Origin of the sequence: Bradyrhizobium manausense (assembly GCF_001440035.1) — a bacterium.
Taxonomy (GTDB): domain Bacteria; phylum Pseudomonadota; class Alphaproteobacteria; order Rhizobiales; family Xanthobacteraceae; genus Bradyrhizobium; species Bradyrhizobium manausense.
Genome location: NZ_LJYG01000062.1, coordinates 139,723 through 165,018 on the forward strand (window position 1 = coordinate 139,723; position 25,296 = coordinate 165,018).

The 25,296-nt window shown below is 63.6% G+C and carries 23 protein-coding genes and 1 tRNA gene; 10 read left to right on the top strand and 14 right to left on the bottom strand.

Features of this window, described 5'->3' with window-relative positions:
• The 4 genes from AOQ71_RS47875 to AOQ71_RS16195 form a co-directional block, all read left to right on the top strand.
• The coding region (locus AOQ71_RS47875) for a substrate-binding domain-containing protein (protein ID WP_245316899.1) at positions 1-231 on the top strand (231 nt) is incomplete at its 5' end.
• A gap of 105 nt (positions 232-336) precedes the next feature.
• Positions 337-1,551 (top strand): ABC transporter substrate-binding protein, encoded by a 1,215-nt coding sequence (locus AOQ71_RS16185; protein WP_057747746.1) that lies wholly within the window; start codon positions 337-339, stop codon positions 1,549-1,551.
• A 176-nt stretch (positions 1,552-1,727) separates the two neighbouring features.
• Positions 1,728-2,702, top strand: a complete 975-nt coding sequence (locus AOQ71_RS16190; RefSeq protein WP_057748054.1) for a Bug family tripartite tricarboxylate transporter substrate binding protein — start codon at positions 1,728-1,730, stop codon at positions 2,700-2,702.
• Between the two features lie 311 nt (positions 2,703-3,013).
• Positions 3,014-3,089 (top strand) — tRNA-Ile (locus AOQ71_RS16195).
• Positions 3,090-3,590: 501 nt separating this feature from the next.
• Here the strand turns inward: AOQ71_RS16195 and AOQ71_RS16200 are convergent.
• Positions 3,591-3,746, bottom strand: coding sequence for a hypothetical protein (locus tag AOQ71_RS16200; protein ID WP_245316900.1), 156 nt, complete (start codon positions 3,744-3,746; stop codon positions 3,591-3,593).
• Positions 3,747-4,135: 389 nt separating this feature from the next.
• On the opposite strand from AOQ71_RS16200, the gene AOQ71_RS16205 reads away from it, so the two are divergent.
• Positions 4,136-5,074, top strand: coding sequence for an N-acetylmuramic acid 6-phosphate etherase (locus AOQ71_RS16205; protein ID WP_083514248.1), 939 nt, complete (start codon positions 4,136-4,138; stop codon positions 5,072-5,074).
• Here the strand turns inward: AOQ71_RS16205 and AOQ71_RS16210 are convergent.
• The 4 genes from AOQ71_RS16210 to AOQ71_RS16225 are packed head-to-tail and all read right to left on the bottom strand — an operon-like array spanning position 5,071 to position 9,041.
• On the bottom strand, positions 5,071-5,883 hold the full coding sequence (locus AOQ71_RS16210; protein ID WP_057748056.1) for an ABC transporter permease: 813 nt from the start codon (positions 5,881-5,883) through the stop codon (positions 5,071-5,073). The genes AOQ71_RS16205 and AOQ71_RS16210 overlap by 4 nt on opposite strands.
• Positions 5,883-6,713, bottom strand: a complete 831-nt coding sequence (locus tag AOQ71_RS16215; protein WP_430648624.1) for an ABC transporter permease — start codon at positions 6,711-6,713, stop codon at positions 5,883-5,885. Before AOQ71_RS16215 ends, AOQ71_RS16210 begins: the two co-directional genes overlap by 1 nt.
• Positions 6,714-6,753: 40 nt before the next feature.
• Entirely contained in the window at positions 6,754-7,884 is a 1,131-nt protein-coding gene (locus AOQ71_RS16220; protein ID WP_057747759.1) for an ABC transporter substrate-binding protein, read from the bottom strand.
• Positions 7,885-7,916: 32 nt separating this feature from the next.
• Positions 7,917-9,041, bottom strand: coding sequence for an ABC transporter ATP-binding protein (locus tag AOQ71_RS16225; protein WP_347336696.1), 1,125 nt, complete (start codon positions 9,039-9,041; stop codon positions 7,917-7,919).
• A gap of 116 nt (positions 9,042-9,157) precedes the next feature.
• Between AOQ71_RS16225 and AOQ71_RS16230 the strand changes: the two genes are divergently transcribed.
• Positions 9,158-9,670 carry a 2'-5' RNA ligase family protein gene (locus tag AOQ71_RS16230; RefSeq protein ID WP_057747764.1) on the top strand — a complete coding sequence of 171 codons (513 nt, stop codon included), beginning with the start codon at positions 9,158-9,160 and terminating at the stop codon, positions 9,668-9,670.
• A 1,118-nt stretch (positions 9,671-10,788) separates the two neighbouring features.
• Complete coding sequence (locus AOQ71_RS16235) at positions 10,789-12,264, top strand: hypothetical protein (RefSeq protein WP_205668232.1); 1,476 nt, start codon at positions 10,789-10,791, stop codon at positions 12,262-12,264.
• Here the strand turns inward: AOQ71_RS16235 and AOQ71_RS16240 are convergent.
• The 6 genes from AOQ71_RS16240 to AOQ71_RS16265 form a co-directional block, all read right to left on the bottom strand.
• The gene (locus AOQ71_RS16240) at positions 12,261-13,952 is read right to left on the bottom strand and encodes a hypothetical protein (RefSeq protein WP_157083538.1); all 1,692 of its coding nucleotides are present in this window, start codon (positions 13,950-13,952) and stop codon (positions 12,261-12,263) included. The two genes, AOQ71_RS16235 and AOQ71_RS16240, sit on opposite strands and share 4 nt — an antisense overlap.
• A 237-nt stretch (positions 13,953-14,189) precedes the next feature.
• Positions 14,190-14,897 (bottom strand): fumarylacetoacetate hydrolase family protein, encoded by a 708-nt coding sequence (locus AOQ71_RS16245; RefSeq protein ID WP_057747773.1) that lies wholly within the window; start codon positions 14,895-14,897, stop codon positions 14,190-14,192.
• Positions 14,890-15,966, bottom strand: a complete 1,077-nt coding sequence (gtdA, locus tag AOQ71_RS16250) for a gentisate 1,2-dioxygenase (protein ID WP_245316901.1) — start codon at positions 15,964-15,966, stop codon at positions 14,890-14,892. Before gtdA ends, AOQ71_RS16245 begins: the two co-directional genes overlap by 8 nt.
• A 14-nt stretch (positions 15,967-15,980) precedes the next feature.
• The gene (locus AOQ71_RS16255) at positions 15,981-17,351 is read right to left on the bottom strand and encodes an MFS transporter (protein ID WP_057747779.1); all 1,371 of its coding nucleotides are present in this window, start codon (positions 17,349-17,351) and stop codon (positions 15,981-15,983) included.
• 70 nt (positions 17,352-17,421) lie between these two features.
• Complete coding sequence (locus AOQ71_RS16260) at positions 17,422-19,071, bottom strand: benzoate-CoA ligase family protein (RefSeq protein ID WP_057748059.1); 1,650 nt, start codon at positions 19,069-19,071, stop codon at positions 17,422-17,424.
• 20 nt (positions 19,072-19,091) lie between these two features.
• A complete protein-coding gene (locus AOQ71_RS16265; protein ID WP_057747782.1) occupies positions 19,092-20,240 on the bottom strand; it encodes an FAD-dependent monooxygenase in 1,149 nt (382 codons plus the stop codon).
• 171 nt (positions 20,241-20,411) lie between these two features.
• Between AOQ71_RS16265 and AOQ71_RS16270 the strand changes: the two genes are divergently transcribed.
• From AOQ71_RS16270 to AOQ71_RS16280, 3 genes are all read left to right on the top strand, one after another.
• A complete protein-coding gene (locus AOQ71_RS16270; RefSeq protein ID WP_057747785.1) occupies positions 20,412-20,810 on the top strand; it encodes an acyl-CoA thioesterase in 399 nt (132 codons plus the stop codon).
• Positions 20,807-21,658, top strand: a complete 852-nt coding sequence (locus AOQ71_RS16275; protein ID WP_057747788.1) for an IclR family transcriptional regulator — start codon at positions 20,807-20,809, stop codon at positions 21,656-21,658. Before AOQ71_RS16270 ends, AOQ71_RS16275 begins: the two co-directional genes overlap by 4 nt.
• 61 nt (positions 21,659-21,719) lie before the next feature.
• Entirely contained in the window at positions 21,720-22,397 is a 678-nt protein-coding gene (locus tag AOQ71_RS16280; RefSeq protein ID WP_057747792.1) for an RraA family protein, read from the top strand.
• 24 nt (positions 22,398-22,421) lie between these two features.
• On the opposite strand, the gene AOQ71_RS16285 is transcribed toward AOQ71_RS16280, so the two are convergent.
• The 3 genes from AOQ71_RS16285 to AOQ71_RS47880 form a co-directional block, all read right to left on the bottom strand.
• Complete coding sequence (locus AOQ71_RS16285) at positions 22,422-23,381, bottom strand: amidohydrolase family protein (RefSeq protein WP_057747795.1); 960 nt, start codon at positions 23,379-23,381, stop codon at positions 22,422-22,424.
• Positions 23,378-24,700, bottom strand: a complete 1,323-nt coding sequence (locus tag AOQ71_RS16290) for an MFS transporter (protein WP_083514250.1) — start codon at positions 24,698-24,700, stop codon at positions 23,378-23,380. The genes AOQ71_RS16285 and AOQ71_RS16290 overlap by 4 nt, the downstream gene beginning before the upstream one ends.
• Before the next feature lie 32 nt (positions 24,701-24,732).
• Positions 24,733-25,296 (bottom strand): DUF1932 domain-containing protein (locus AOQ71_RS47880; RefSeq protein WP_245316902.1); only part of this gene is annotated, 564 nt, incomplete at its 5' end.

Below are 25,296 nucleotides of genomic sequence, written 5' to 3' on the forward strand. Positions count from 1 at the left end.
GGACAAGCCGATTGCGGCGTCGCGACGCGCGCGGCGGCGCGCTCGGCCGGGCTCGATTTCGTGCCGCTGGTCTGGGAGAATTTTGACCTCGCAATGCGGCAGCGCAGCTATTTCCGCCCCGCCATGCAGGCCCTGATCCGGTTCCTGGACGAACGGCGGCTGTGCCAACGCGCCGAGGAGCTGACCGGTTACGATCCCTCGCCCGCAGGCCATATCCGTTTCGCGGCCTGAGATTGACGCCCACCCCCAAATAGTTGCAAAAGAAACCAATTCAGCCGGGCCGTACCCGGCGCCAAGCAATTTTCGGCCAACGCGCCGGATCAGGGGAGGACGAGCGTGAAGCCAATCAAATTTGGACTGCCGGTTGCGGCCGCCGTTGCGGCGGCGCTGCTGTCGGGTGGTGCGATGGCGCAGGTGTCCGACGACGTCGTCAAGATCGGCGTGCTGACCGACATGAATGGCCCCGCCTCCGCGCCGACCGGCCAGGGCTCGGTGACGGCGGCGCAGATGGCGATCGACGATTTCGGCGGCACTGTGCTCGGCAAGCCGATCAGCATCGTGATCGGCGACCACCAGCTCAAGGCGGACATTGGCGCTGCGATCGCGCGGCGCTGGTACGATGTCGACCAGGTCGACCTGATCGTCGACGTGCCGGTCTCGGCCGTCGGCCTTGCGGTGCAGAACATCGCCAACGAGAAGAAGCGGCTGTTCATCACCCACTCCACCGGCACCGCCGACTTCCACGGCAAGTTCTGCTCGCCCTATGCGATGCAGTGGGTGTTCGACACCCGCGCGCTCGCGGTCGGCACTGCGGATGCGGTGGTCAAGCGCGGCGGCGACAGCTGGTTCTTCATCACCGACGACTACGCCTTCGGCCACTCGCTGGAGCGCGACGCCTCCAGCGTCATCACCGCCAATGGTGGCAAGGTGCTGGGCTCGGTGAAGCCGCCGCTGGCGACGCCTGACCTCTCCTCCTTTGTGCTGCAGGCGCAGGCCTCCAAGGCCAAGATCATCGGCATTGCGGCAGGTCCCCCCAACAACATGAACGAGATCAAGACCGGCTCGGAGTTCGGCGTGTTCAAGGGCGGCCAGCAGATGGCGGCGCTGCTGGCGCTGATCACCGACATCCACGGCCTCGGCCTGCAGGCCGCGCAGGGCCTGCTGCTGACGACCTCGTTCTACTGGGACATGGATGACAAGACCCGCGAATGGTCGAAGCGCTATTTCGCCAAGATGAACAAGATGCCGTCGATGTGGCAGGCCGGCGTCTATTCCAGCGTGATCCACTATCTCAACGCCATCAAGGAAACCGGCACCGACGATCCGCTCAAGGTCGCGGCGAAAATGCGCGAGACGCCGGTCGAGGATTTCTTTGCCCGCCACGGCAAGCTTCGCGATGACAATCTGATGGTGCACGACCTCTGGCTGGTGCAGGTGAAGACGCCGGAGGAGAGCAAATATCCGTGGGACTATTACAAGATCCTCACGACGATTCCCGGCGACAAGGCCTTCGGCCCGCCGGACCCGGCGTGTGCGATGCTGAAGAAATGACGATCGCTTAGAGCGAGCACTTCACCACGCCGATCTCGCGACACTGAGAAGGATACGACTTACGAATTTCATCATCGGCCCGGCTGCGCCTGCGTCAACATCGACTTGAGGCGATGTAGGCAGCGGCCGGTTTTTGTGAAAGCATGCCGCCAAACAATAAGGCAATGGGAGGCGACATGTTGCGAATCTTGCGGTGCGCTGTTTTCGGGCTGGTCTTGCTGACAGGTCTCCTCAACGCGGCCCCTCCCGCCTCCGCCGCCTACCCGGACCGCCCCGTGCACTGGCTGATCGGCTTTGCCGCCGGCGGCCCGGTCGACATCGTCGCACGCATCATGGCGCAGTGGTTGTCGGACCATCTCGGCCAGCAGTTCATCGTCGAGAACCGCACCGGCTCCGGCGGCAACATCGCGGCCGCGGCCGCGATCAATTCGCCGCCCGACGGCTACACGCTGCTGTTCGTCGCGCCCAACAATGCGATCTCGACCTCGCTCTACAAGAAGCTGCCGTTCGACTTCTTGCGCGACACCACGCCGGTTGCCAGCATCATGCAGCTCACCAACATGCTGGTCGTCTCCAACGCGATGCCGGTGAAGACGGTCCAGGAGTTCATCGACTATTGCAAGGCCAATCCCGGCAAGATCTCGTTCGCCTCGTCGGGCAACGGCACCTCGGTGCACATGTCGGCGGAGCTGTTCAAGGCGATGACCAAGTGCGACATGGTGCATGTGCCCTATCGGGGATCTGCGATCGCCTTCCCCGACATCATCTCCAACAAGGTGCAGCTGATCTTCGACAACCTTCCTTCCGCGCTCGAGCAGTCGCGCGGCGGCAATGTCCGCGCGCTGGGCGTCACCTCGCCGCAGCGCTGGCCCGCGCTGCCCGACGTGCCCGCCATCGCCGAGACCGTGCCGGGCTTCGAATCGGTCGGCTTCTACGGCATCTCCGCGCCGAAGGGTACGCCGAGCGAGATCGTCGAGCTCCTCAACAAGGCGGTCAACGAGGCGCTGAAGGACCCCAAGGTGGTGGCGCGGCTGACCGAGAATGGCGGCATCCCGAGGCCGATGACGCCGGCCGAGTTCGGCAAGCTGGTCGCTGACGAGACCGAGAAGTGGCGCAAGGTGGTGGAATTCGCCGGGGTCTCGGTAGACTGAGCGGGCCGCCGCCACGCGTCAGGTGCCCGGCAAGACGGGCCGTCAAAACACGAAAACAACCCCATGCACAGTAGAAAGTGAGGGAATTACAACGGGTTGCGGCAGCAAAAATCTATACCATTGAAAAACGCTTGTTCCGTCGGGCAAAACAGGCGTATAAGGGCATCATCACAAACTTCGGAAATTTGGAAGTCATCGCCAAGTCGCGCTGGCGCTTTCACGTCACCCGCCTCGGCATTGCACCCCCGCCTCCATCCCTGTAAACGAACCGCGCACCGTTGCCGGCCGCACCCCGCGGCAGCCTCGCGGCGGGGCCTGTAGCTCAATGGTTAGAGCCGGCCGCTCATAACGGTCTGGTTGCAGGTTCGAGTCCTGCCGGGCCCACCAGCCTTCGCTCGCTTCGCGAGCTTCGGCTAGGCAAGCCGGTGCCACACATCAAAAGCGAAGCGAGTGAAGGCTGCCTCGCCGAAGCCCGGAGGGCGAAGGCGGGCTGAGCAGCCACGCGGAGAGCAAGGGCGAAGCGTGGTGTCCGGCGTAGCTGGAGCGCAGCGGAAACGAAGACGGACTGCTGCATCGAGCTTCGGCTCGGCGAGCCGGTGCCACACATCAGAAGAGCCTTAGACTTTTTGACGGTGGGCCCGGATACCTACAAGCACAAACTCATCTTGCCCTCGCGCATAGGCTGCGTTTGCATAGTCTCTTTCCTCGGGGGGAATTTCAGTATGCGCATTCTGGTGATAGCAGTTGCTTGCTCCACTCTGACCGGTTGCATGACGGCCGGCGAGAAGGTTTCCTTCAAGGCGGTGAATTCTTCTGGCGAGAGACAAGCGCGGGTTGCCCGTCTCGCATAAGCGCCTGCTGCTGTGGATTGGACGCCATCTGGATCAACTAGTCGGTGGTCGTGCCCATGGCCGAGACGATCACGACGACACGATGACCCCGCCCGTGCAGGTCGGCGAGACTGCGCGCAACCGCTCCAATCTTGGCCGGTGTTTCAACGCAGACACCACCATAAATCTGAACGATGATGGGATCGTTGCGCATCTGGCCTCGCTCGGGAACCTTACTCCCCTCGCCCATCGAACCGATGCCACCTCCATGTTCCGCCGACCTCAAAGTTCGGATGAAGGATGACGAGATCCGCGCAGGACATGTCAGCACCATCAAAGATGTGCTGTAGGGCACCGAGAGAACGGCGGAAGACTCAGCTCGAGCCATCGGTGCCGATCCGAAAATCGCACTCACGGACTAGTGAGGCGCCTCCCCGCCGCATCCGGCTCCTTAGTGTACACAGTGGTTTCGGGACCCGAAGCTAGTTCCTCGCGTTAACGTCCGATGGGAACAAAGGCACCGGGTATCGCGGCATCGGTGGGGCGACACCCGCTGCCGCGTTGACTTGGCCAGGCTGGACCTGCCCAGGAGAGAAACTGACCATGAACAGGCTCCGAAGTTCCGCGTTTGAGGCTGGGATCAGCAATATGGCAACCGAAGACGTCGATCCCAGATTTGCCGACCTTGATGCCTGGCCGCTGGCGTCGGCGATGGAAGCGATGTGGGAGGGGCAGCTTGCGGCGATTGCCGCAATCGGCCATGCCCTTCCCGCAATCACCGCGGCGACCGAAGCCGCCAAGACCGCGCTGGGCGACCACGGTCGCCTTGTCTATGTCGGCGCCGGCACCTCGGGGCGCGTGGCGGTCCAGGACGGCGCCGAGCTGACGCCGACCTTCGCCTGGCCCCGCGAGCGCGTCCGCTTCATCGTCGCCGGCGGAGACAGTGCCTTCGTCACCAGCATCGAGGGCGCCGAGGATGACATTGATGACGCGGTCGCGCAGATCAACGCCGCGCGGCTCACACCGCATGATGTGGTGATCGCGGTCGCGGCCAGCGGCACGACGCCGTTCACCGTCGCGGCGCTGCAGCAGGCAGGCTCCTGCGGTGCAGTGACGGTCGGTGTCGCCAACAATCCCGGCACCGTGCTGCTGGCATCGGCCAAGTTTCCGATCCTGATCGAGACCGGCCGCGAGCTGATCGCCGGCTCCACGCGGATGAAGGCGGGCACCGCGCAGAAGGTCGTGCTCAACCTGATCTCCTCGGGGATCATGCTGCGTCTTGGCCGGGTGTATCGCGGCATGATGGTGAACATGCAGCCGACCAATGCCAAGCTGAAGCGGCGCGCCGAGGCCATGGTGGCGCAAATCGCCGAGCGCGATCCATTGCACGCGGCACGCGCGCTGGAGCAGGCCGAAGGCAACGTCAAGACGGCGGTGCTTCTGGCGCTGGGTGTCAGCAGAGCTGAAGCGGAGACCATTCTGAAGGATGGCGACGGCAATCTCCGGCGGGTGTTTGCCGAGCTCGCCAGGGATCGGGGCTAGGCGCCGACCTTGGCCAGCACGTCGGCGCGCAGGAAGCGCTCGATGAAGAGCATGAACAGCACAGAGGGCACGAGCAGGATCAGCGCCGTGATCGAGGCGACCTGATAATTGCCGCCCATCGCCGCATTGTAGAGCAGTAGCGGCAGGGTCCTGACCTGCGGCACGCCGACGAAGAAGGTGCCGGTGAACTCGTCGAGCGATTCCAGGAAGACAAAGATGCCGCTGGCGACGATGCCCGGCGCGGCCAGCGGCAGCGTCACCGAGACAAACGTCTTGAGCGGCGAGGCGCCGATGTTGCGCGCCGCCAGCTCCAGATCCTTGTCGACCGCGCCGAACGCGGCGGCCGCGATCCAGACCGAATAGACCAGCCCGTGCGCGGCATGGACGAGCACCACGCCGAGGACCGTGCCGTTGATGCCGAGCTGGTAGAAGACGCGGGCGACGTTGATGTAGATCGCCACCGACGGAAAGGCCTGCGGCAGCAGGAACACAACCATGAACAGGGCGCGCGCCGGCAGCCTCAAGCGCGCCAGCGCGTAGCCGGCCGGGATCGAGAGCGCGAGCGCGACGGCGACCGTCAGCACCGCGATAAAGACCGATGTGCCGAGCGAGGCCATGGCGTCGCCCGTGGGGCGGAAGACCTGCTCCCAGTAACGCGTGCCGTAGCTCACCGGCAGCTTATAGGGCGTGTACCAGCGCTCGGCCACGGACCACAGCGCAAGGTTGGCGAGCGGGCCGATCAGCACGAAGGCAAAGGCCGCGAGCAGGAACGCGGCCAGCGCCGTGCGCAACGCAGATCCGAGATGCATCATGGCGCGCCCTCCTTCGCCATGCCGCGCTTCAGATAGATGATCGCAGCGCCGGCCGAGAGCAGATAGGTGATGACACCGAGCGCATTCGCGGTGGCGTAATCGCCATAGGCGTTGATGCGGAAGGCCATGTCGACGGTCAGCAGGGTGGGCTGCGATCCCGCCACCATCATCGGTACCGACAGCACCGAGAGCATCGTCACGAACGACAGCACCAGCGCCACGAGGAGCTGCGGCATCACCTGAGGCAGCGCGAGCTCGACCAGCACGCGCAAGCGGGAGGCCCCGAGATTGCGGCCCGCTTCCAGCGTCGCGCGGTCGATCGCGGCGAGCGCACCCGCGAGCAGCAGGGCAACGAAGGGCGTCTGCTTCCAGACGAAGGTGGCGATGATGCCGCGCCAGTCGAGGAAGCTGACCGCCTGGAGCGGCTCCATGAGCCCCATGGCGACGAAGGAATTGTTCATCAGCCCGTTCTTGGCGAGGAAGGTGCGCATGCACTGTGCCGCGACGATGAACGGGATGAAGAGCGGCCAGCGATAGAGCGCTTTCAGCGTGCCGACGATCAGGCGGTTCTCGCCGAGCGTCAGCGTACCGGCGATGACGATGGCGGCGAGTCCCGTCAACGAGCAGGAGACGAGCACGATCACGACGGTAAAGAGGATGTCGCCGGAATAGAGCTCCCAGGCCTTTCGAAAGGCATCCAGCGAGAAACCTCCTTTCGGCCCGGTGAAGGCCGAAATCAGCGAGAAGCTCAGCGGATAGAGAAACAGCGCCGCCACCAGCGCGAGGCCAGGGGTGATGAGCAGCAGAGCGAGCTGGCGTTGGGAGATCGACATCGAAGCTGCCGACGGCGGCGCGCCGCAACCAACCTCAATTCGCGACCTTCTTCTCGTAGCCCTCGAGGATGTCGTTGAAGTAGGGAGCTATGGGAAATGGCTTGCCGTTGCTGGCGAGCTCGGCCGGCGTCACGTCGCTGAAGAGCTTGTCCCAGGCGGCCTTGTCGAGCTTGCCTTCAAGGTTCCTGGCGTCGATGCCCGGATACCAGTTGAACTTCTTGACGATGCCGTCGGCCTGGACTTGCGGCGAGGTTGCCAGCGCGATGAAGGCCTCGGCCAGCTTCTTCTGCGCCGATTTCTCCGGAATCGAATAATACATCGGCTGACCGGGCATGCCGGGCGAGATCAGCTTCAGCTTCATGTTCGGCGGCAGCTTGCCGTCGGCCTGCCACGAATAGAACATGTCGACCCAGACCGGGCCGATCGCGATCTCGCCGCGGTTCAACATGTCGAGCGTGCCGGCATTGCCGGGAGTGATGGTCGCAACGGCGTTGAAGGCTTTCAGATCCGCGAAGGCCTTGTCCCAATTGGCCTTGGTGGCGACATCATAGGGACCTTTCATCAGCCTGTCGGCATCGCCGCCGAATGCGTAGACCCAGCCGGCGACGAAGGCGACGCCCGACATGCCACCCTTGATGCCGTTATAGCCGAACTGCTTCGGATTCTTCTTGGCCCAATCGGCGAGCTCGGCGAAGGTTGCCGGCGGCGTCTTGACCATGTCGGCATTGTAGGCGAGCGCGGTCTGCGACTGGAACATCGGGATGACGTAGCCGCTCACGTCGGTGCCGAGCGCGTTCCTGGACGAATCGCCCGTGGCGAGCCTGGCGGTATCGACATCGGCCGTATATTTGTCGAGCAGGCCCTCCTTGACCATCTGGCCGGCGGCCTTCTGGTGAATCACCACCACATCGAAATCCGATGCGGTCGCGCCTTTCTGGGCGTTGAGCTTCTCGTAAATCTTCTGCGAGCCTGCATCGCCCGGCCCGGTGCCGACCGCGACGATCTTGACGCCCGGATGAGCCTTCTCGAACATCGGGGCAAGGTAATCCTTGACATAGTCGACCATGTTCTGGTCGCCCGCGGAGGCGACGTTGAGCGTTTGCGCTGCGAGCGGCGAAGCCGCGATCAGCGCGGCGAGCGAGGTGGCGATCGTGAGAAGGCGCATGGTCTGGCTCCGTGTCGGATCGTTGCAAGGGCTCAGGCAGGGATGGAGGCCTGTATGGAGGCCTGTGCGGCCGGGAAGATGTGAAGGCGCGAAAGCGGGATGCGCAGGCCGACCGCCGCGCCGGGTTCATGCCTGATGGTGTGATCCACGGTCAGCTGGCGGCCGGCGGCCTCGACCCTGTAGCGGTAGAGCCCACCCGGATAGCTGCGCGCCGCGATGCGACCCGGCACCACCAGATCCTCGCCCGGTTCGGCATCGGGGGCATCCAGACTGGCTGCGTCGTCGCGGAAATAGGCGAGTGCTTCGCCCGCCGGCAGAGCCAAGTCGCGTTCACGGGGGAGCACGTGGCGCGCCTCGCCAGCCGTGATCGTGGTCCGGCCCGCACCGGTGACGACATGGACGGGCAGGACGTTCTCGGCGCCCATGAAATTGGCGACGAAGGCGCTGTTCGGCCGGTCATAGACCTCCTCGGGCGTGCCGATCTGCGCGATGCGGCCGGCATTCATGATGACCAGCCTGTCGGCCATCGTCATCGCCTCCTCGCGGTCATGCGTGACATGGATCGTGGTGACGCCGAGCCGCTGCTGGATGGCGCGGATCTCGTGACGCATCGTCAGGCGGATCTTGGCGTCGAGGTTCGAGAGCGGCTCGTCCAGCAGCAGGATGCCGGGGTCGACCGCAAGCGCGCGTCCCAGCGCCACACGCTGGCGCTGTCCGCCCGACATCGCCGTGACCTTGCGATCTTCGTAGCCGGCGAGCCCGAGCATCGCCAGCAGCGAGCACACCTTGGCGGCGATGTCGCGCTTGGACGCCCCGCGCAGCTTCAGGCCGTAGCCTATGTTCTGGAGCACCGTCATATGCGGCCAGAGCGCATAGGACTGGAACACCATCGCCATGCCGCGCTTCTCGGGCGGCAGACCCGCGACGTCCTTGCCGCCGACAGCGATCGAGCCGGACAAGACCGGCACAAAGCCGGAGAGCGCGCGCAGAAGCGTGGTCTTGCCGCAGCCGGAGGAGCCCAGCAATGCCGTGAAAGACCCCGGCGCGAAATCGAGATCGACGCCGTGAAGCACCTTGGTGCCGCCATAGGCGACGTGCAGGCCGCGCACCTCGATAGCCGCGCCGACACCCGACATGACTTGCGAGCCCGCCCGCACTTGCGCTCCTCCACGCTGCCCTATTGTTCAGATGGAATTGTTCTTCCATTCTGCGATCAGCGTGGAATAAACATAACGACCCCTAGCTCGCTCGTGCAACAGATTTATGACTTTCGATGGCCGTCGAGATCCGATCGCTCTGGCTGATGCCGTGCCCCGAAGACGAAGCGTTTCTCGCTTCGCTGATCGGTGAGCTTGCGGCGCGCTTCGGCACGCCGAATTTTGCGCCGCATCTGACGCTGCGCGGCGACACGAATGCAGCGTTCGAGCAGCTCCACGACGACGCTCGGGCAGCAGCCGCAGCAATGCAGCCCTTCACCGAGCCGATCACCGGGATCGAGACGACGCAGGCGTTCTTCCGCGCCTTCTACCTGCGCTTCGCCGCCTCAGTGCCGCTCTTCGGACTGAAGCGCCGCCTCGATCCGCAGGAAACCGAACGCTTCATGCCGCATGTCTCGCTGCTCTATGGCAACCTGCCGGAAAGGGCGAAGGCGCCGGCATCAGTCGAGTTCGGGCAGCGTCTCGCGGGCCGCAGAATTAGCTTCGACAGGATTTGCATCGTCCATTCAGGACAGGACATTCCCATCGCCGATTGGACGATCCAGGCGTCGGTGCCGCTCGGGCGCTGAGGCCGAGGACCCTGAGAAAGAACCAAATCGATCATCCGGCGTTATTCCCCGGCTATGGAGCGCGGAGGTCTGACGATGGACCCGAATGATCGAGCAGCCTTAGCCCTATCCACAATCGCCCTGGCCATCGCCATTGTCGCCGCATCGGCAATTACGTTGGAGCGCGTCAATACTCGTCCGTCCAGCAATGACACGCCTCCCGGAACGGTCGGGCTGGCGCGGCCACACCCACCCCTCGACCGCGCTCCCGGTGAACCGATACAGACCGTAGGCACGCCCTCTGGCGCAAATATTCGGCAGCACCCCTGACGGACACCGACCGGCCCATCGGAAGACCTCAAGATATTGAGTGTCGCCTTTGCAAGGCTGGGCCTTTGCAGAGCGGTCGCACAGCGCGGCGACGCGGGCTCATCCAGTATGGGTTTACAGATTCGCACGAATTTCCACCGTCAGCCCGATCATGATGCCGCGGATGTGACCCGTCGCAAGGCGGTGACGGATTGCGTGGACATCGACCGAGGCTCACTTGATGGTTCACCGCAAGTCCGCCGGAGCAACGACCATGCGATCAGGCCTGATCCTCAGTCTTTTGGTTTTCCTGTGTGCACCTGTCGGCGCCGCCATGGCAGCCCAGGGCCACCGGCATCATGCAACTGCTCACTCGACCCGCGCCTTGACGACAGGGCCCGCTGGGGCATGGGCCTATTCACCAGCAGGGCCGGCCCGCCCTCAGCCGCTGCCGCATTACGATGATCAGCCAGAACCAGGTCACAATCCGTATGCGGGGTGGGGCGGCTAGCATCGGACGCCGTTGCAGCGGCGCGGTCGCTGCTGGCGGCAGCCATGGTCAGGGCGACAGTGCACGCGATGACCGACTGCCTAAAACCTGCGAAACCAGCGTCGACGTGGTGACGAGACCGGCACCGGATCATCGCGCCAGACCGATACCCCGCATTAACCAACTCTTACTTCTGCTTGCGGAATTTCGATTGCACAATCGACATTCACTCTACCTTAGATTATTCGCTGCTAGGCTGTGAGGGAATGGGCGACAACCGACGGCGGACCGTCGACGCACGTCCGACCTATGCTTTGGAATGAACGATCGGAATGTCCGGATGCTGCAGAATCTTGCTGAACCATCCGGAGCAACGCCGTCGTCGGCGTTGGGAACGTACGTCTTCCTGATCTCGCTCTTGAGCGTATTCTACCTGTCCAACGCGTCACTCATCTTGAGTCACTACGACCTCGGTTGGCACCTGGCCGCCGGTGAGTTGATCAGAAGCGAAGCGCACGTTCCGTTCCAGGACCCGTGGTCGTTCACGCTCGGAACCAAGCAATGGTTCAACCTCTCCTGGTTATGGGATGTTATCGCCAGCTTGATTTTCAAGTATGCCGGCTATGGGGGTCTTGTCGGCCTGGTCGTCGTGTGCGGCGCGCTGATCATTTGGTATCTGACGTCCGCCTGCCTGGAGACCGGGGCTTCGGCACTCGCCGTCTGCATCGCGACTTTCGCAACAGGCCTTTTGTACCCTGCCTATGAGGCTGCTCCCAATACATATCTGGCAGCATCTCCGAACGTTTCGACGATGCTGTTCAGCGTCGTTTTCTACCGGGAATGCCTGCGCTCGACCAAGCTGTGGCTGTTACCCTTGATGATGTTGTTGTGGGTCAACCTGCACGGAGGGTTCGTGCTGGGCTTCATGATCCCAGCAGTCTTTGGCGCAGGGGCCCTATGGCGCCACGACTTGAGAAGGTTCAAAGCCATCATGCTGGCGGGGCTGGGTTGCTTTGCCGTGACCTTCGTCAATCCATTGGGCTGGCAAATCTATGAGGGTGTGACCGCGACCCTGGGACACTTCGTCCAAGGCAATATCGGCGAGTGGCTTCCGTATTCTCACAACATCGAAATCCCGGGCAGCATTCCCGGAATGGTCTACATTGTCGGGTTTATTGCGCTCGAATTGCGCTACGGAGCGTCGACGGGAATCCGGGTGGAGGCACGCATTCTGTCCTGGGTCTTCTTGGCCCTCGGACTCCATCAATTTCGATACATGTCCTTTTTCTTCATCTTCTCGACCATCCCGATGGCTCTGCACCTCGATCGCATGATCCCCGGCAAGTTGCCTCAGCTGCAAGTTCAGCGGGCGCTCGTGACCGCCGCGATTCTCGGCGCATGTGTGCTCCCTCTGACATTCATTCAGATCAGGCCCGCTCTGGCGTTACCCGAGATGATGTCGGAGCAGGACGCCGAATATCTGCAAACGCATCTTTCGCATGCGCGGGTGCTCAATCACTGGAACGTCGGAGGATATTTGATCCTCCTGACTCATGGAACGGTGCCCCTGTTTGTGGACGGACGGGCTGCCACCGCCTATCCTGACGAACTGTTGCGAGATTACTTCAGGCTGGTTCACTGGGAGATCGACGAGAACACCTGGGACGACGTGCTCGAAAAATATCACATCGACGCCGTGCTATGGCTCAGGGGACATGAAGAATTAAGGCAGTTTCTCGTGGCAAAGCGAGGGTGGAAGGAGGCCCACACCGGCGTCTACGAAAGCGTCTATGTCAGGCCAGGCATGGCACGTTAATAGACGCGCAAGACGATCGCTTCGTCGTCCGAGCCGACCTGCGGGTAGGTTCGCAGATAGTCGTCAAGACTGCCGTCAGTCTCGTTCCAGACGAAGGAGTGGCCCTTGGAACGGCGCAGCACGATATATTTGACATGAGCTGCCGTGAGTTGACGCTGCTGGGCAGCAAGATTGCCGGTTTCAAGCTGGTCGGCCAGCGTGACAGCCAATTTGCGCGATGTTTCGCCAGCAACGATAGGATGACCATGGCAGGCCGACAGTGCCATGGCGATGTTCCCCGCAATGTAGCCGCGCGGCAGATCCAGGACGCCGAAGCTATCGGAATCGCCGGCGATCGCAGCGAGCGCGGGCGAGCAGCGTAGCGGCGTCGCGGCGAGGTTGGTCGGAAAGAAGTCGAACAGGATCGCAATCGCGGCAAACGCCATGCAAGCGCGTTGCCTGATGCCGACCCGGCGGGCGGCAATCACGCAGGCTTGTGCCAGGCCGAGCCCCAGGAACATATAGACCATGACAATGGCACGGGCAGGCGTGCGCACATTGCCGAAGAAAGGCAGCTTGGCCAGGACGAAATAGGGCAGAGGCAGCCCGGAAGGATGCCCTCCGATGTGCAGCGTCTCCCCAGCGGCAAGCACGAGAAAGAACAGCATCCCGACCAGCGCGTAGTGCATCACCCGCTTGTCGGTCTCGGTTTTGCAGGCGAACGCCCAGGCCAGCGCCGCGAGATTGGCGAGGCCCAGATAGACCGTGGCCTCCCAGGGATTGCCGGTCAGGCGGGCATAGATGCTCTCCCCGAGCCGAGCCAGAAAATGGCTGGGTGGAAACACGACCAGGGCAAAAAGATCGGCAACGAACGCGTTGGTGCCTGCATTGGCGGGACCACGGGCCATGATCATCGGTATCAGCCACGGCGAAAGCAAGAGAATGCTGCCGATCACGCAAAGCATCGGCGCAGCGAGCTGCCATTTTTCCGGCCATTTCCGATCCCGGCTGCATCGAAACACAAGATCGAAAGCCATGAAGAAGAACGCGTAGAACAGATAATACCAGCATGACAGCGCGCTGAGCGCCATCATCGCGCTTGCCGCGGCGAGATGGAGATAATTCCGCTCGTCGAGTGCCTTAAGATAAAACAGCACAAAGAGCGGCAGGAATTCGATCGTCGCGACATGAGCGTGGTGCATCACTTGCGCGACGTGCCAGGGGTTGAAGGCAAAGACGAAGCCGGCCAACGCCGCCCCCGCGTTGCATCCCGTGCGCTCGCCCAGGAGATGACGTGCCAGCAGGAACATCGCCGCAGCAGAGAGCGGAAAAGAAGCCAGCAATGTCAAATTTTGGAAGAGGATCAGATCGGTGAGGCTGGTGCCGAATATGTGGCCAAGCAGCATCACGGCTGCGACCTGCGGCCAGGCAAACGAATGGTAGCTGAGCGATGTGCCCTCGGGATAGCGGATCTGGTTGGTGAACAGAAAGTCGCGCCAGCCGTGGGCTGTTGCCGCGTGCCAACTGTTCCAGAAATCCTGCATATTGTCTTCTTCCGGGCCGATCAGCGCCGATGACAGGTGCCCAAGCCATGGCCAGAACAGCAGGATGGTCAGGACGACAAAGCCGCCGACAACCAACGGCATCGTTGCCGTGATGATCGGCCGGCGCGTGACCGCGCCCGCGCTTGTGTCCAGCGCAACCATCACGAGGACCGCCTCAAGCCGGACAGCGGATGCGGCCCACCGGCTCGTTCTCTGGCGGAGAATTCCCTGTCTGAAACAGCGGCGCGACTGGACGGCATGACAAATACGGGCATGCCACCCAGATAGCCTGTCGGCCATTTACAACAACTTAAGGTAAGAGAGCGCAGGCCACGCGCGCTTGGTGCTGCGCTTTGCATCGTCGACCGCCGATCGACGGTCAGCTCTTCCGCTCCGACAATCCTATCCGACGGGTATTCTGATTTCGCCCAGCCCCTCGATTCCTCCTGTCATCACCTGGCCTCGCCGCACGGGGCCGACGCCTTCCGGCGTTCCCGTCATGATGAGGTCACCGGGCTTGAGCGCCATCGACTGCGAGCAGATCGAGATGATATCAGGCACGGGCCAGATCAGCTTTGAGATGTCGGAATCCTGCTTGAGCGTGCCGTCGACGGCAAGCCAGATGCGCCCGGCGTCGGGATGGCCGACGTCCGAGACCGGTCGCAGCGGCGCGATTGGCGCCGACAGATCGAAACCCTTGCCCCAGTCCCAGGGACGGCCCTGCTCGCGGGCCTGAAGCTGGAGATCGCGACGGGTCAGGTCGATGCCGACGCCATAGCCCCAGACATGATCGAGCGCACGCTCGTTACGGATGTCCGTCCCGCCCTGCCCGATCGCGACGATCAACTCGATCTCGTAGTGGAAGTTGTTGGTCTGCGGCGGATAAGGAACCGTCGTGCCGTCGTCGACGACCGTGTCGGCGGGCTTCATGAAGAAGAACGGCGGCTCGCGGTCGGGATCGCGTCCCATCTCGCGGGCGTGCGCCGCGTAGTTGCGACCGACGCAGATGATCCGGCGCACCGGAAAGCGCGCCGGGGATTGATGGACGGCGACGGAGGCTTGCGGCGGCGCAGGCAGAACGAAGTCGGCGTGAGAGATGGCGTCAGGCATTGCCGCGGTCCTCCCGGAACAGATGCAGGGCTTCCTGAATGGGTCGGTCGGAATAGGAGAAGATCACGGCGTCGCCTCCGATCGCCTCGTGACGCACGCGATGCCAGGACGGAACCACGAAGATGTCGCGCCTGCTCCAGTCGACCACGATGTCCTCGCCTGTCCGGGACGAGATGACGCTGCGGCCCTTGCCCTCGATCGGCACGAACACGGTGGCATCCGTCGAGCGGTAGGCGGCGGTGGAAAAGCCCTTCGGCAGCAGCTGGATGAAAGTCGCCATGGTGGCCATGGCGTGATTGCCCGTGATCGGATTGGTGTAGCGCATCTTGAGGCCGTGGCAGGGATCCCAGGCGGCGGCGCGCCGCAGGCGTTCGAGCTGTTCGCGCGTGCGTGCATAGCGATAGTTGAACACCGGCGAGGTGCCGCCGCCTCCTTTGTGATCGACCGGCAGCAGGTTGTGACCATAGCGGGCGTCGCTGTCGCCGACGGGCCTCGTGATCGGCTGCTCGTCGACGTCCAGATGCTCGGCGAAGGATGCATCCAGCATCTGAATGACGGGGATGTCGAGACCATCCAGCCAGAACACCGGCTTCGAGCCGGGGTTGCCGTGATCGTGCCAGGCCCAGGGCGGGGTGATGATGAAATCGCCCTCATGCATGATGGTGCGTTCGCCGATGACCGCCGTGTAGGCGCCCTCACCCTCGAGGATGAACCGTAGCGCGGATTGCGTATGGCGGTGCGCCGGCGCAACCTCGCCCGGCATCACCAGCTGTACGCCGGCGTAGAGATCCGTCGTGATCTTCGATTGGCCGCGAAGACCGGGATTTTCGAGCACGAGAACCCGCCGCTCCGCCTCCTTCGCAGTGATGAGACTTCCGGCCTCGAGCATGTAGGCGCGGATCTCGTCGAAGCGCCAGGATGCAGGGCGGCACGCGCTTCTCGGCTCCGGCGTGACGAGATCGGCCAGCGACAGCCACAGGGCCATCAGGTTTCTCTTGTCGATCTTGTCGTAGAACGCCCGGCGCTCGGGCGTGTCGGCGGTTGGCGCCATGAGGGCTTGATGGGACATGGTCTGTCTCGCTGTTAGTGATGGAGTGTCGCCGCCGACGGCACGAGCTTGAGTGACGGCTCGCGCCGGCGCAGGGCGATCACCGCAAGGCCCGCCAGCACCGCCGGCACCGCCGCGGTCAGAACGACGGACTGCGCGTCCCATCCGAAGCCGAGCAGCACGCCGCCCGCGACCGGGCCGATGATCGAGCCGATGCGGCCGACACCCAGCGCCCAGCCCACGCCGGTGGAGCGGATCTCGGTCGGATAAAGGCCGGCGGCCAGCGCGTTCATGCCGATCTGCGCGCCGACCACGCCGAAGCCGGCGAGGAAGGTCGAGATCATCAACGTCCAGACACTGGCCGATCCGAAGGCAATCCCCCCGATGAAGAGGGCCGAAGCCAGATAGGCGCCGCCGAGCACCAGATAGGGGTCGAGCCGGTCGACGAAGCGGCCGAGGACGATCGCGCCGACGACGCCCCCGGCATTCAGCACCGCCGTCGAGAGGATCGCGATGTTGAGGGGCAGCCCGCTCGCCTTGAGCAGCGAAGGCATCCAGTTCACGAGGAAGTACATGACGAGCAGGTTCATGAAGAACGCGATCCAGAGCAGGACCGTCATCGATGCGCGGCCTTCGGCGAGGAGCTTCGTCACGGGGAAGCCAGATCCTTGGAAGCCCGATCCTTGCGAACCATGCACGACGTAGCGGCTCGCCGCGGTCGCGCGGATGCCTGGATCAAGCCTTGCGAGCAATTTCGCGATCCTGACATCTGCGACCTCGCGCGTCAGGAGATAGCGGATCGACTCGGGCAGCCAGGCGAACAGCACGATCAGGGTGAGAAGCGGAAGCACGCCGCCGACAACGAAGACCGCCTGCCAGCCGAACGCTCCGATCAGAGGCGCGCTGATCAGGCCGCCGATGGTCGAGCCCAGCGGAAAGCCGCAGAACATGATGGCGATGAGCAGCGCGCGCATCCGCTTCGGCGCGTATTCGCTGGTCAGAGCGACGATGTTGGGCATGGCGCCGCCGAGGCCAAGGCCGGTCAGGAAACGGTAGACCAAGAGCTCGTTCAGCGTGGTCGCACGCGCCGTGACGAGTGCGAACATCCCGAACAGCAGCACGGACAGCAGGATCACGCTCCTGCGGCCGAACCGGTCGGCCGCCGGGCTGAGGACGAATGCACCGACGGCAAGTCCAGCGAGGCCGGCGCCGAAGATCGGACCGAAGCCGGCCATGGCGATCCCCCATTTCTCGGCGATCACAGGTGCGACATAGGCGATCGCCTGCGTGTCGAAACCGTCGAGCAGCGCGATCCATGCGCAAAGAACCAGGATCAGAAGCTGGAGGCGTCCGAACCGCGCCTCTTCGATGACCTCGGTAACGTCTACATCTTCAGCAGCGGACATCACGAACTCCAGTCAGCGTGGGTTTGTAGGCTGTGACTTTCAGGAGACTTGAGACACGGAGGCTGCTTGTTCAGGTCACCAGCGGGGCGCTGCGCAGCTTCTGCCGGTCGATCTTGCCCGTTCCGGTCTTCGGCAGTTCGGACCGGTATTCGATCAGGCGCGGATATTTGTGGGGAAGCAGCTTCGACTTGACGTGATCCTGCAGCTCCCGCGTCAACGTCTCGCTTGCCGCATGACCGTCCCGAAGGATCACGAATGCTTTCGTGGTCATGCGGCGGTCGGGAAGCTCGAGGCCCAGGACCGCGCATTCCCGGACCGCGGGATGATCCGACAGGCAGAGCTCGATCTCGACCGGGTAGATCCACTGGCCGCTCACCTTGATGAGATCGTCGACCCGGCCGACGAAGGTGAAGAAGCCGTCGGCATCCTCGACGAGCCTGTCGCCGGTCCAGATCCATCCCGTCTCGCGCATGGTCTGCGCGGTCTTGTCGGGCCTGTTCCAGTAGCACGGCGCGTTGGAGTGACCGCGGATCCACATCACGCCTTCTTCGCCTTGCGCGACGGGCTGCCCTTCGGGCGTGGTCAGCCTGAGCTCATAGCCGGGAACGCGCTTGCCCGCGGTCCCGGTCTTCCTCCGCTCGCGCGTGTTCGACAGATAGATGTGCAGCACTTCGGTCGATCCGAGCCCTTCGACGATCTCGAGACCGAAGCGTCGCTTCCAGTCGTTGAAGATGTCCTGCGACAGCACTTCGGCGGCCGACAGGCTGAGGCGCACGCTCGACAGATCGGCAGTTTCGATGCGCGGATGATGCAGCAGCGCATTGTAGAGCGTCGGCAGGCCGAAGAAGAGCGTCGGCTTGAACCGCTCGATCAGATCCAGGACGGCGCCAGGCTCGGGCCGCCCGGCCAGCAGGATCGTGCTGGCGCCGACCGAGAACGGGAACGTGATCGAATTGCCGAAGCCGTAGGCGAAGAAGATCTTCGGCACCGAGAAGCAAATGTCGCTCTCCTCGATTCCCAGGATGTGACGGCCGAAGCTGTCGGCCGTGTACGCCATGTCGTGCTGCAGATGCACGATGCCCTTCGGCCGGCCGGTGCTGCCCGAGGAGTACATCCAGAACGCCATGTCGTCGCGAGAGGTCGGCGCAGCATCCAGCTCGCAGGGAAACTGGGCGAACCATTGGTCACCACCCAGAACCTTGACCGGGGACTCGACCGCGACCTCGCCGTTGAGCATCACCAGCGTATGCAGCTGCGTTCCTGCGACCGTCTCCCGGTCGAACAGGGCGGCATATTCGGCGTCGACGACCGCGACCGGCGCGGCCGAATCCTGCAGGTAGAAGCCGATGAGGTCCTTGGGCGACAACGTGTTGATCAGCATCGGCACGAAGCCGGCACGGACCGCGCCGAAGAATGTCGCGGGATAGGACGCCGTGTCGTTCAGCAGGAGCAGCACGCGATCACCGCGGCGAAGCCCGAGCGAGCGAAGCGCGTTGCCGCATTGGGCGGCCCTGGCACACAACTCGCCGTAGCTGGTGTTGCCGGCCGCGGTGTAGATCGCGACCTTGTCGGCGCGGCCGGCGCCGAGATTGCCGAACAGGATTTCGCTGGCGTTGTAGCGGTCTGGCATATCGAAGCCGATCTCCTGCGCGCAGGGCGCATCATCAGGCACGTGGTCCACGATCGAATTCGAGAGCGTTTGGTCGATTCCGTCCGTCATGGCAGCGCTCCTCATCATCGCTACGTGCTGGGGACCAATGAACCGGCGTCGTAACGCGCCATGAAGCGCGGCGACATCGCGCGGAGCTGGCTGTCGTCGATCCGGCCGGAACGGGTGATGTAGCTGTAGCCGAAATCCAGCGGAGCCAGCTTCATGTGTTCGGCAAAGCGCTGGTACCAGGCCGCGCTGGTCCTTGCGGCCTTGACCAGCTTCTCCACCACCGGGCGGCGCGTGGTTTCGTAATGCTCCAGCGCATGGCGGAGATTGCGCGGTTCGCCGTCCAGCGCGTTGACGAGGGCGATGACGTCCTCGAGGGCGAGGCGCGTGCCCGATCCGATCGAGAAATGCGCAGTGTGGAGCGCGTCGCCGACGAGCACCATGTTGCGGTGTGACCAGCGGTCGTTCCACAGCCAGGGAAAATTGCGCCAGACCGACTTGTTGCCGACGAGAGGATGCCCTTCGAGCGTGTCGGCGAACACCTTTTGGCAAAGCGCCCTGCTCTCTTCCTCGGTCTTCTCGGCAAAGCCGCCGCGGAGCCAGGTTGCACGATCGCACTCCACGATGAAGGTGCTCATCGTCGGCGAATAGCGATAGTGATGGGCGTTGAAACAGCCGAACTCGGTTTCGACGAAAGTCTGGGTCAGCGTTTCGAAGCGCTTGGTGGTGCCGTACCAGGCGAACTTGTTGTCGTCATAGGAAAGCGACGTGTTGAAGTCGCCTTCGTAGCTGCGTCGCACCAGCGAGTTGACGCCATCGGCGGCGACGATCAGATCGTATCCCGCGAGTTCGTCGACGGAACGCACGAGCTTGCCGAAGTGCAGATTTGCGCCGGCGGACCGCGCGCGCTCGGTCAATTGCGTGATGAAATCGAGCCGCCCGACCGCGGAGAAACCGACACCGTCGAGCACGACGCGCTCGCCGCGATGGACGAGCGTGATGTCGCGCCACGTCTCCATGCGGGCCGAAACGGCCTCGGCCGTCTCAGGATCATCGGCGCGAAGGAAGTCGAGCGCCTTGTCGGAAAAGACGACGCCAAATCCCCAGGTGGCGCCTTCCGGATTCTGCTCGAAGACATCGACATGGTCCTCGGGATGCCGACGCTTCCAGAGGGCAGCGAAATACAGGCCCGCAGGCCCTCCTCCCATCACCGCAATGCGACTGAGCGGCATGACTTCCCTTCCCTGTGTTTGCGTTTGTCTGCCCGCTTTTGTTTGCGTATTATGCAATAGATTTCCTTTTGTGCAATATGTTTCTTCCGCCATGAGGAATCATTTTTCTTATGAGGAATAGACGCGACGCATTAGGCTCCGCGCCGACGTGCTTGCCGGGAGGGTTCTTGGATGTTCGAGACAGCTTTCACGATCGAATGGGGCGATTGCGACGAAGCCGGAATCGTCTTTTATCCCAACTACTTCTACTGGTTTGACTGCACCTGGCAGCGCTGGCTGCGCAGCCATGGATTGAGTCAGCGGGAGCTCAAGCGGCGCTTTGGCAGCGTCACACCGCTGGTCAAGGTCGGGGCCCAGTTCATGGGACCAGCCCGCTACGACGATGAACTGACGATCCGGGCAGAGGTGGCCGAGTGGCAAGAGCGGCGGTTTCGAATCGACTACAAGCTGTCGGTCAGAAACGTGCAGATTGCGAGCGGCTTCGAACAGCGCGCCTGGGCCGCTGTCACTGATATGGGCGAGCTCCGCGGTGCAAGCGTGCCGCAGGAGTTCAAGGACATGTTGAGATGAAACGGACGCGGGCGAAAGAGACTGACGACGAGAGCGGCGGGACGGCCCCCGGCGGTATCCAGGCTCTCGACGCCGCACTTTCGGTCCTGCGAGTCCTCAGGTCCTTCGATGGGCCGGCGACGCTATCGGATATCGCAAGGGAAGCCGGCATGCCGCCGAGCAAGGTGCATCGCTATCTGGCGAGCTTCATTCATGCCGGCCTTGCCGTGCAGAAGGAGCGGTCCGGCCGTTATGACCTCGGCCGCGAAGCCGCCGAACTGGGGGTCGCGGCCATCAGCCGGAACAATTTCGTTGTCCGCGCCTCCGATGAACTCGAGGAATTGGCCGCGACGACAGGGCATGCCGCGCTGCTCGCTGTCTGGAGTCACAACGGCCCGACCGTGGTCAGACTGGAGCGAGGCCCTCATCTGACGACCACGTCGATTGGTCTGGGCAGCACGTTTCCGTTGCTCGATTCCGCGACCGGACGCGTCTTCCTCTCTTATCTGCCGCCCCCGCAACTGGCCGTGCGGCTGCAAAGCGAACTCGAACGTGCCGCTTCGGTCGGCGTCAGCTGGCCGGATCTCAATCCCGACATGGCAAGTGTCGAGGCCGTGGCGATGAAGATCCGGCGCGAACGCATTGCCTATGTCGACGGACGCTACATTCCGGGCCTGGTCGCGATCTCGTCCGCGATCACGAACTGGCAAGGCGAGATCGAAGTGGCCGTGACCTTGTTCGGCACGCACAGGGGCTTGCTGCAGCCGGACAGTCCCGCCCGCGGCGCCCTGATCGATTTTGCCGCCCGTCATTCGATCGTTCCACCGGCCCAACTCGGGCATTCGCGCGGCGTGCCAGGCGATCGATGACGCGCATTGCGAATAATGAAACGACGTTCTATAAATTTTCCGACCAATTGGAGAACCATTCATGCCCGTCGGATTCAGAATTTTGAAGCGCACCAGGAAGGTCGGCACTGAGGTCGTCGCGCGTTTCGCGCAGCTACCGGTCGCCAATGTCAGCGACAGCATGTCGCGCCTGACGGCCGGCGGTGCGCGGCTTCGTCCGATGCACAGGAGCGGCGGGCTCGCGGGTCCCGCGCTGACGGTCAAGACGGCGCCCGGCGACAATCTCATGGTGCACAAGGCGATCGCGCTGGCCGAGGCCGGCGACGTCATCGTCGTCGATGCCGGCGGGGACCTCACCAATGCCATTACCGGCGAGATGATGTTGATGCAGATGGTCAAGCGCGGTGTGGCCGGCCTCGTCATCAACGGCGCGATCCGCGATGCCGGCTTCATCCGCGGCCAGACATTTCCGATTTTCGCGGCCGGCGTGACGCATCGCGGCCCCTACAAGAACGGCCCCGGCGAAATCAACGTTGCGATCGCGATCGACGGCATGGTGATCGAGCCCGGCGACCTCATCATCGGCGACGATGACGGCCTGCTCTGCGTGCCGTTCGATCAGACCGAAGCGGTGTTCAAGGCGGCCACGGCGAAATTCGAGGCCGAGCAGAAGCAGATGGCCAATATCGAGGCCGGCACCCACGACGCCTCCTGGGTGGACAAGCAATTGCGCGAGCTGAAGTGCGAAGGCATCGACTGAGATGCTTTCGCTTCAGCGGCTGGATTAGAAGCCGAACAGCTCGGCGGGATTGTCGACCAGGATGCGCCGGCGCGTCTTTTCGTCCGGGGCCCAGTCGGCGAGAAGATCGAGCAACAAAGAATCGTCAGGCTTGGTGCCGCGCTGGGTCGGATGCGGCCAGTCCGTGCCCCACAGGATGCGCTCCGGCGCGGCCTGCACGTAGGCACGCGCCACCTCGCTGGAATCGGCATAGGGCGGACCGAGCTTGCTGTCTTCGTAGGGCTCGGTGACCTTCACCCAGGTGCGGCCCTCATCGAGCATGCGGCGGACAGCGGCGAACGCCGGATGCTTGAGGCCATCGGGCTGGGGAATACGCCCGAGATGGTCGATCACCACCTTGGTGGGGAGCGACCGGATGACTTTCTCATGCGTGACGATCTGATCGCCGGTCATCAGGATCTGCACGTGCCAGCCCAGCGGGGCGACTCGTCTGGCAAGCGCGGCAAGCATCTGCGGCGTTGTCGTGCCCCAGCTCTGCGGAGAGACGAAATTGACGCGGATGGCGCGGACGCCGGCCTCGGCCAGCGCGCGCAGCTCTGCTTCCTCGACATCGGTATGGACGACGGCAACGCCGCGTGACGATGAGCCGAGCTGGCCCAGCGCGTCCGCGAGACACCGGTTGTCGACCCCGTAGGTCGACGGCTGCACCACCACACTCCTGGTGGTGCCGAGCCGGCGCCGGAGATTTCGATAATCGGCGACGGTCGCACCTGACGGAAAGCCCTGGTGCCAATGCGGCGAAACGGGAAACCGTCCGTCGTAGATATGGTGATGGCAATCGCACGCATCCGCAGGCGCGTTCAAGCGCGGCGGCGCCGACCCCGTGCTGTTGGGCACCGCCTGCTCGACCCCGCCGGCCCAGGCGCCCGTGCTCACAGCCAGCATGCTTGCAAGAACGCCGCGCCGGGTGATGGCGTGCTGGGATGACTTGCCGGGCTCGCTCATGATTTCACCGCCACCATGTCGGCCGCGCGCGCGACCTTGCGGCCGAGCACGAGGACCAAGGTCGCCGCCACGGCGCACAGCAGCGCAAGCGGCAGCATCCCGAGCACGAAGCTGCCCGTCCGCTCCTTGACGACGCCAACGACGTTCACCATCAGGCCGCCGCCGATCAGATTGGAGATCGCGTTGATGCCGGCGAGGCCGGCCGCGAGCGTGCCGGTCGAAAGCCAGCTCGCCGACAGCGCCCAGAACGGCCCCTTGAAGGCATAGGCGCCGACCAGGCGGAACGTCACCATGACGATGGTCGGCGCGACTGCCGTTCCGGTCAGGCTCAATGCCGTGAAGCCGCCGGCGGCGAACAGTAGCGGAATGGCCGTGTGCCAGCGCCGTTCGGCGGTGCTGTCCGAATGCCGTCCCCACAGCACCATGAGCACGGTCGCGATGCCGTAGGGGATCGCATTGACGAAGCCGGTTTGCAGATTCGACAGGCCGAACGATTTCAGCAGCTGCGGTTGCCAGACCGACAGCACGCTGCCGGTGGCGGACGCGCCGGAGCAGACCAGCGCCATGACCAGGAAATATTTATTGGTCGCAAGCTGCCAGAGCGAGAGATGACCGACCGGCTTGCGCGCGGCTGCATCCACCGCCATGCGGGCCGTCAACCAATCGCGCTGCTCATTGGTCAGCCAGGCCGCGCCTTCGGGCCTGTCGGTCAGGACGAACAGGCAGGCGAGCCCGAGCAAAACGGTCGGCACCCCCTCCAGGATGAACAGCCACTGCCAGCCGCGCAAGCCAAGCACGCCGTCAAGCTCGAGCAGGCCGACGGATAGCGGCGAGCCCAGGAAGGTCGCGAGCGGGATCGAGACCGTGAAGGTCGCCAGGATGCGCGCGCGATATTCGGATGGCAGCCAGTAGGTCAGATAAAGGATCGCGCCGGGAAAGAAGCCGGCCTCCGCCGCGCCCAGGATGAAGCGCATCGCGTACAGCGAATACGGCCCCACGACGAGCGCCATGCACGCCGTCACCAGGCCCCAGGTGATCATGATCCGGGCGATCCAGCGCCGCGCGCCGACTTTCTGCAGCGCCAGGTTGCTGGGGACTTCCACCAGGAAATAGGAGACGAAGAACAGGCTGGCGCCAAAGCCGAACATCGCCGGCGTGAGGCCGAGATCCTTGTTCATCTGCAACGCCGCAAAGCCGACATTGACGCGATCGAGCAGTGCGAAGAAGTAGCAGACCATCAGGAACGGCACGAGGCGCAGGATCACCCTGCGCATCGTCGCCTTCTCTATCGGATCGATGTCCGTTCGAGCAGCCGTCACGTTTCTCTCCCTTTTTGCTTTTTGTTGTTGGTTTATTCGGCTGCTTTTGCGCTGGCCTGCATCCTGGTCGCGATCGCATCGATGGCGATCCTGTAATTCTCGGGAACGACGCCCCTGAAATGCTCCTTCAGGCCGAGGCTGTCCTTCCAGCGCAGCCGCGCCGCGGTCGCGCGCGCCATCAACGGCTCGATGCCGGCATCTTCGACCGCCTCGGCCGCCATCTCGACCTCTTCGGTACGTCGCTTGGCATGGATGACGCCTGACGGCGTCAGGCTCTCGACCGTGTCCATGAACGGACGCGTCAGCGTCTTCGAGGCCGAGGCCAGTACCGTCTCATCGAGGCCGTAGGATCGGGCCGCCAGCAGCGTCTCGTCGATCAGCGCCTCGATGCCCTTGATCAGGACGGAGCGCAGGATCTTGATGCCGGAGGCCGTGCCGAGTTTCTCGCCGACGAATTCGATGCTCATGCCCCAGGGCACCAGCAGGTCGACCACGCGCTGCCCCGCAGGACCGCTCGACATCATGTGCATCGCATAGCCGTGCTTGGGCGTGCCCATGATGGAGCCGTCACCGAGCGTGGCGCCGGTGCCGGCGAG

What these genes read in the sequence shown, in the direction of transcription:
- AOQ71_RS16190 (WP_057748054.1), top strand. Translation starts at nt 1,728, where the DNA reads ATGTTGCGAATCTTGCGGTGCGCTGTTTTCGGGCTGGTCTTGCTGACA.
- AOQ71_RS16200 (WP_245316900.1), bottom strand. Translation starts at nt 3,746, where the DNA reads ATGCGCAACGATCCCATCATCGTTCAGATTTATGGTGGTGTCTGCGTT.
- AOQ71_RS16205 (WP_083514248.1), top strand. Translation starts at nt 4,136, where the DNA reads ATGAACAGGCTCCGAAGTTCCGCGTTTGAGGCTGGGATCAGCAATATG.
- AOQ71_RS16210 (WP_057748056.1), bottom strand. Translation starts at nt 5,883, where the DNA reads ATGCATCTCGGATCTGCGTTGCGCACGGCGCTGGCCGCGTTCCTGCTC.
- AOQ71_RS16220 (WP_057747759.1), bottom strand. Translation starts at nt 7,884, where the DNA reads ATGCGCCTTCTCACGATCGCCACCTCGCTCGCCGCGCTGATCGCGGCT.
- AOQ71_RS16230 (WP_057747764.1), top strand. Translation starts at nt 9,158, where the DNA reads ATGGCCGTCGAGATCCGATCGCTCTGGCTGATGCCGTGCCCCGAAGAC.
- AOQ71_RS16235 (WP_205668232.1), top strand. Translation starts at nt 10,789, where the DNA reads ATGCTGCAGAATCTTGCTGAACCATCCGGAGCAACGCCGTCGTCGGCG.
- AOQ71_RS16245 (WP_057747773.1), bottom strand. Translation starts at nt 14,897, where the DNA reads ATGCCTGACGCCATCTCTCACGCCGACTTCGTTCTGCCTGCGCCGCCG.
- gtdA (WP_245316901.1), bottom strand. Translation starts at nt 15,966, where the DNA reads ATGTCCCATCAAGCCCTCATGGCGCCAACCGCCGACACGCCCGAGCGC.
- AOQ71_RS16255 (WP_057747779.1), bottom strand. Translation starts at nt 17,351, where the DNA reads ATGTCCGCTGCTGAAGATGTAGACGTTACCGAGGTCATCGAAGAGGCG.
- AOQ71_RS16260 (WP_057748059.1), bottom strand. Translation starts at nt 19,071, where the DNA reads ATGACGGACGGAATCGACCAAACGCTCTCGAATTCGATCGTGGACCAC.
- AOQ71_RS16265 (WP_057747782.1), bottom strand. Translation starts at nt 20,240, where the DNA reads ATGCCGCTCAGTCGCATTGCGGTGATGGGAGGAGGGCCTGCGGGCCTG.
- AOQ71_RS16270 (WP_057747785.1), top strand. Translation starts at nt 20,412, where the DNA reads ATGTTCGAGACAGCTTTCACGATCGAATGGGGCGATTGCGACGAAGCC.
- AOQ71_RS16275 (WP_057747788.1), top strand. Translation starts at nt 20,807, where the DNA reads ATGAAACGGACGCGGGCGAAAGAGACTGACGACGAGAGCGGCGGGACG.
- AOQ71_RS16280 (WP_057747792.1), top strand. Translation starts at nt 21,720, where the DNA reads ATGCCCGTCGGATTCAGAATTTTGAAGCGCACCAGGAAGGTCGGCACT.
- AOQ71_RS16285 (WP_057747795.1), bottom strand. Translation starts at nt 23,381, where the DNA reads ATGAGCGAGCCCGGCAAGTCATCCCAGCACGCCATCACCCGGCGCGGC.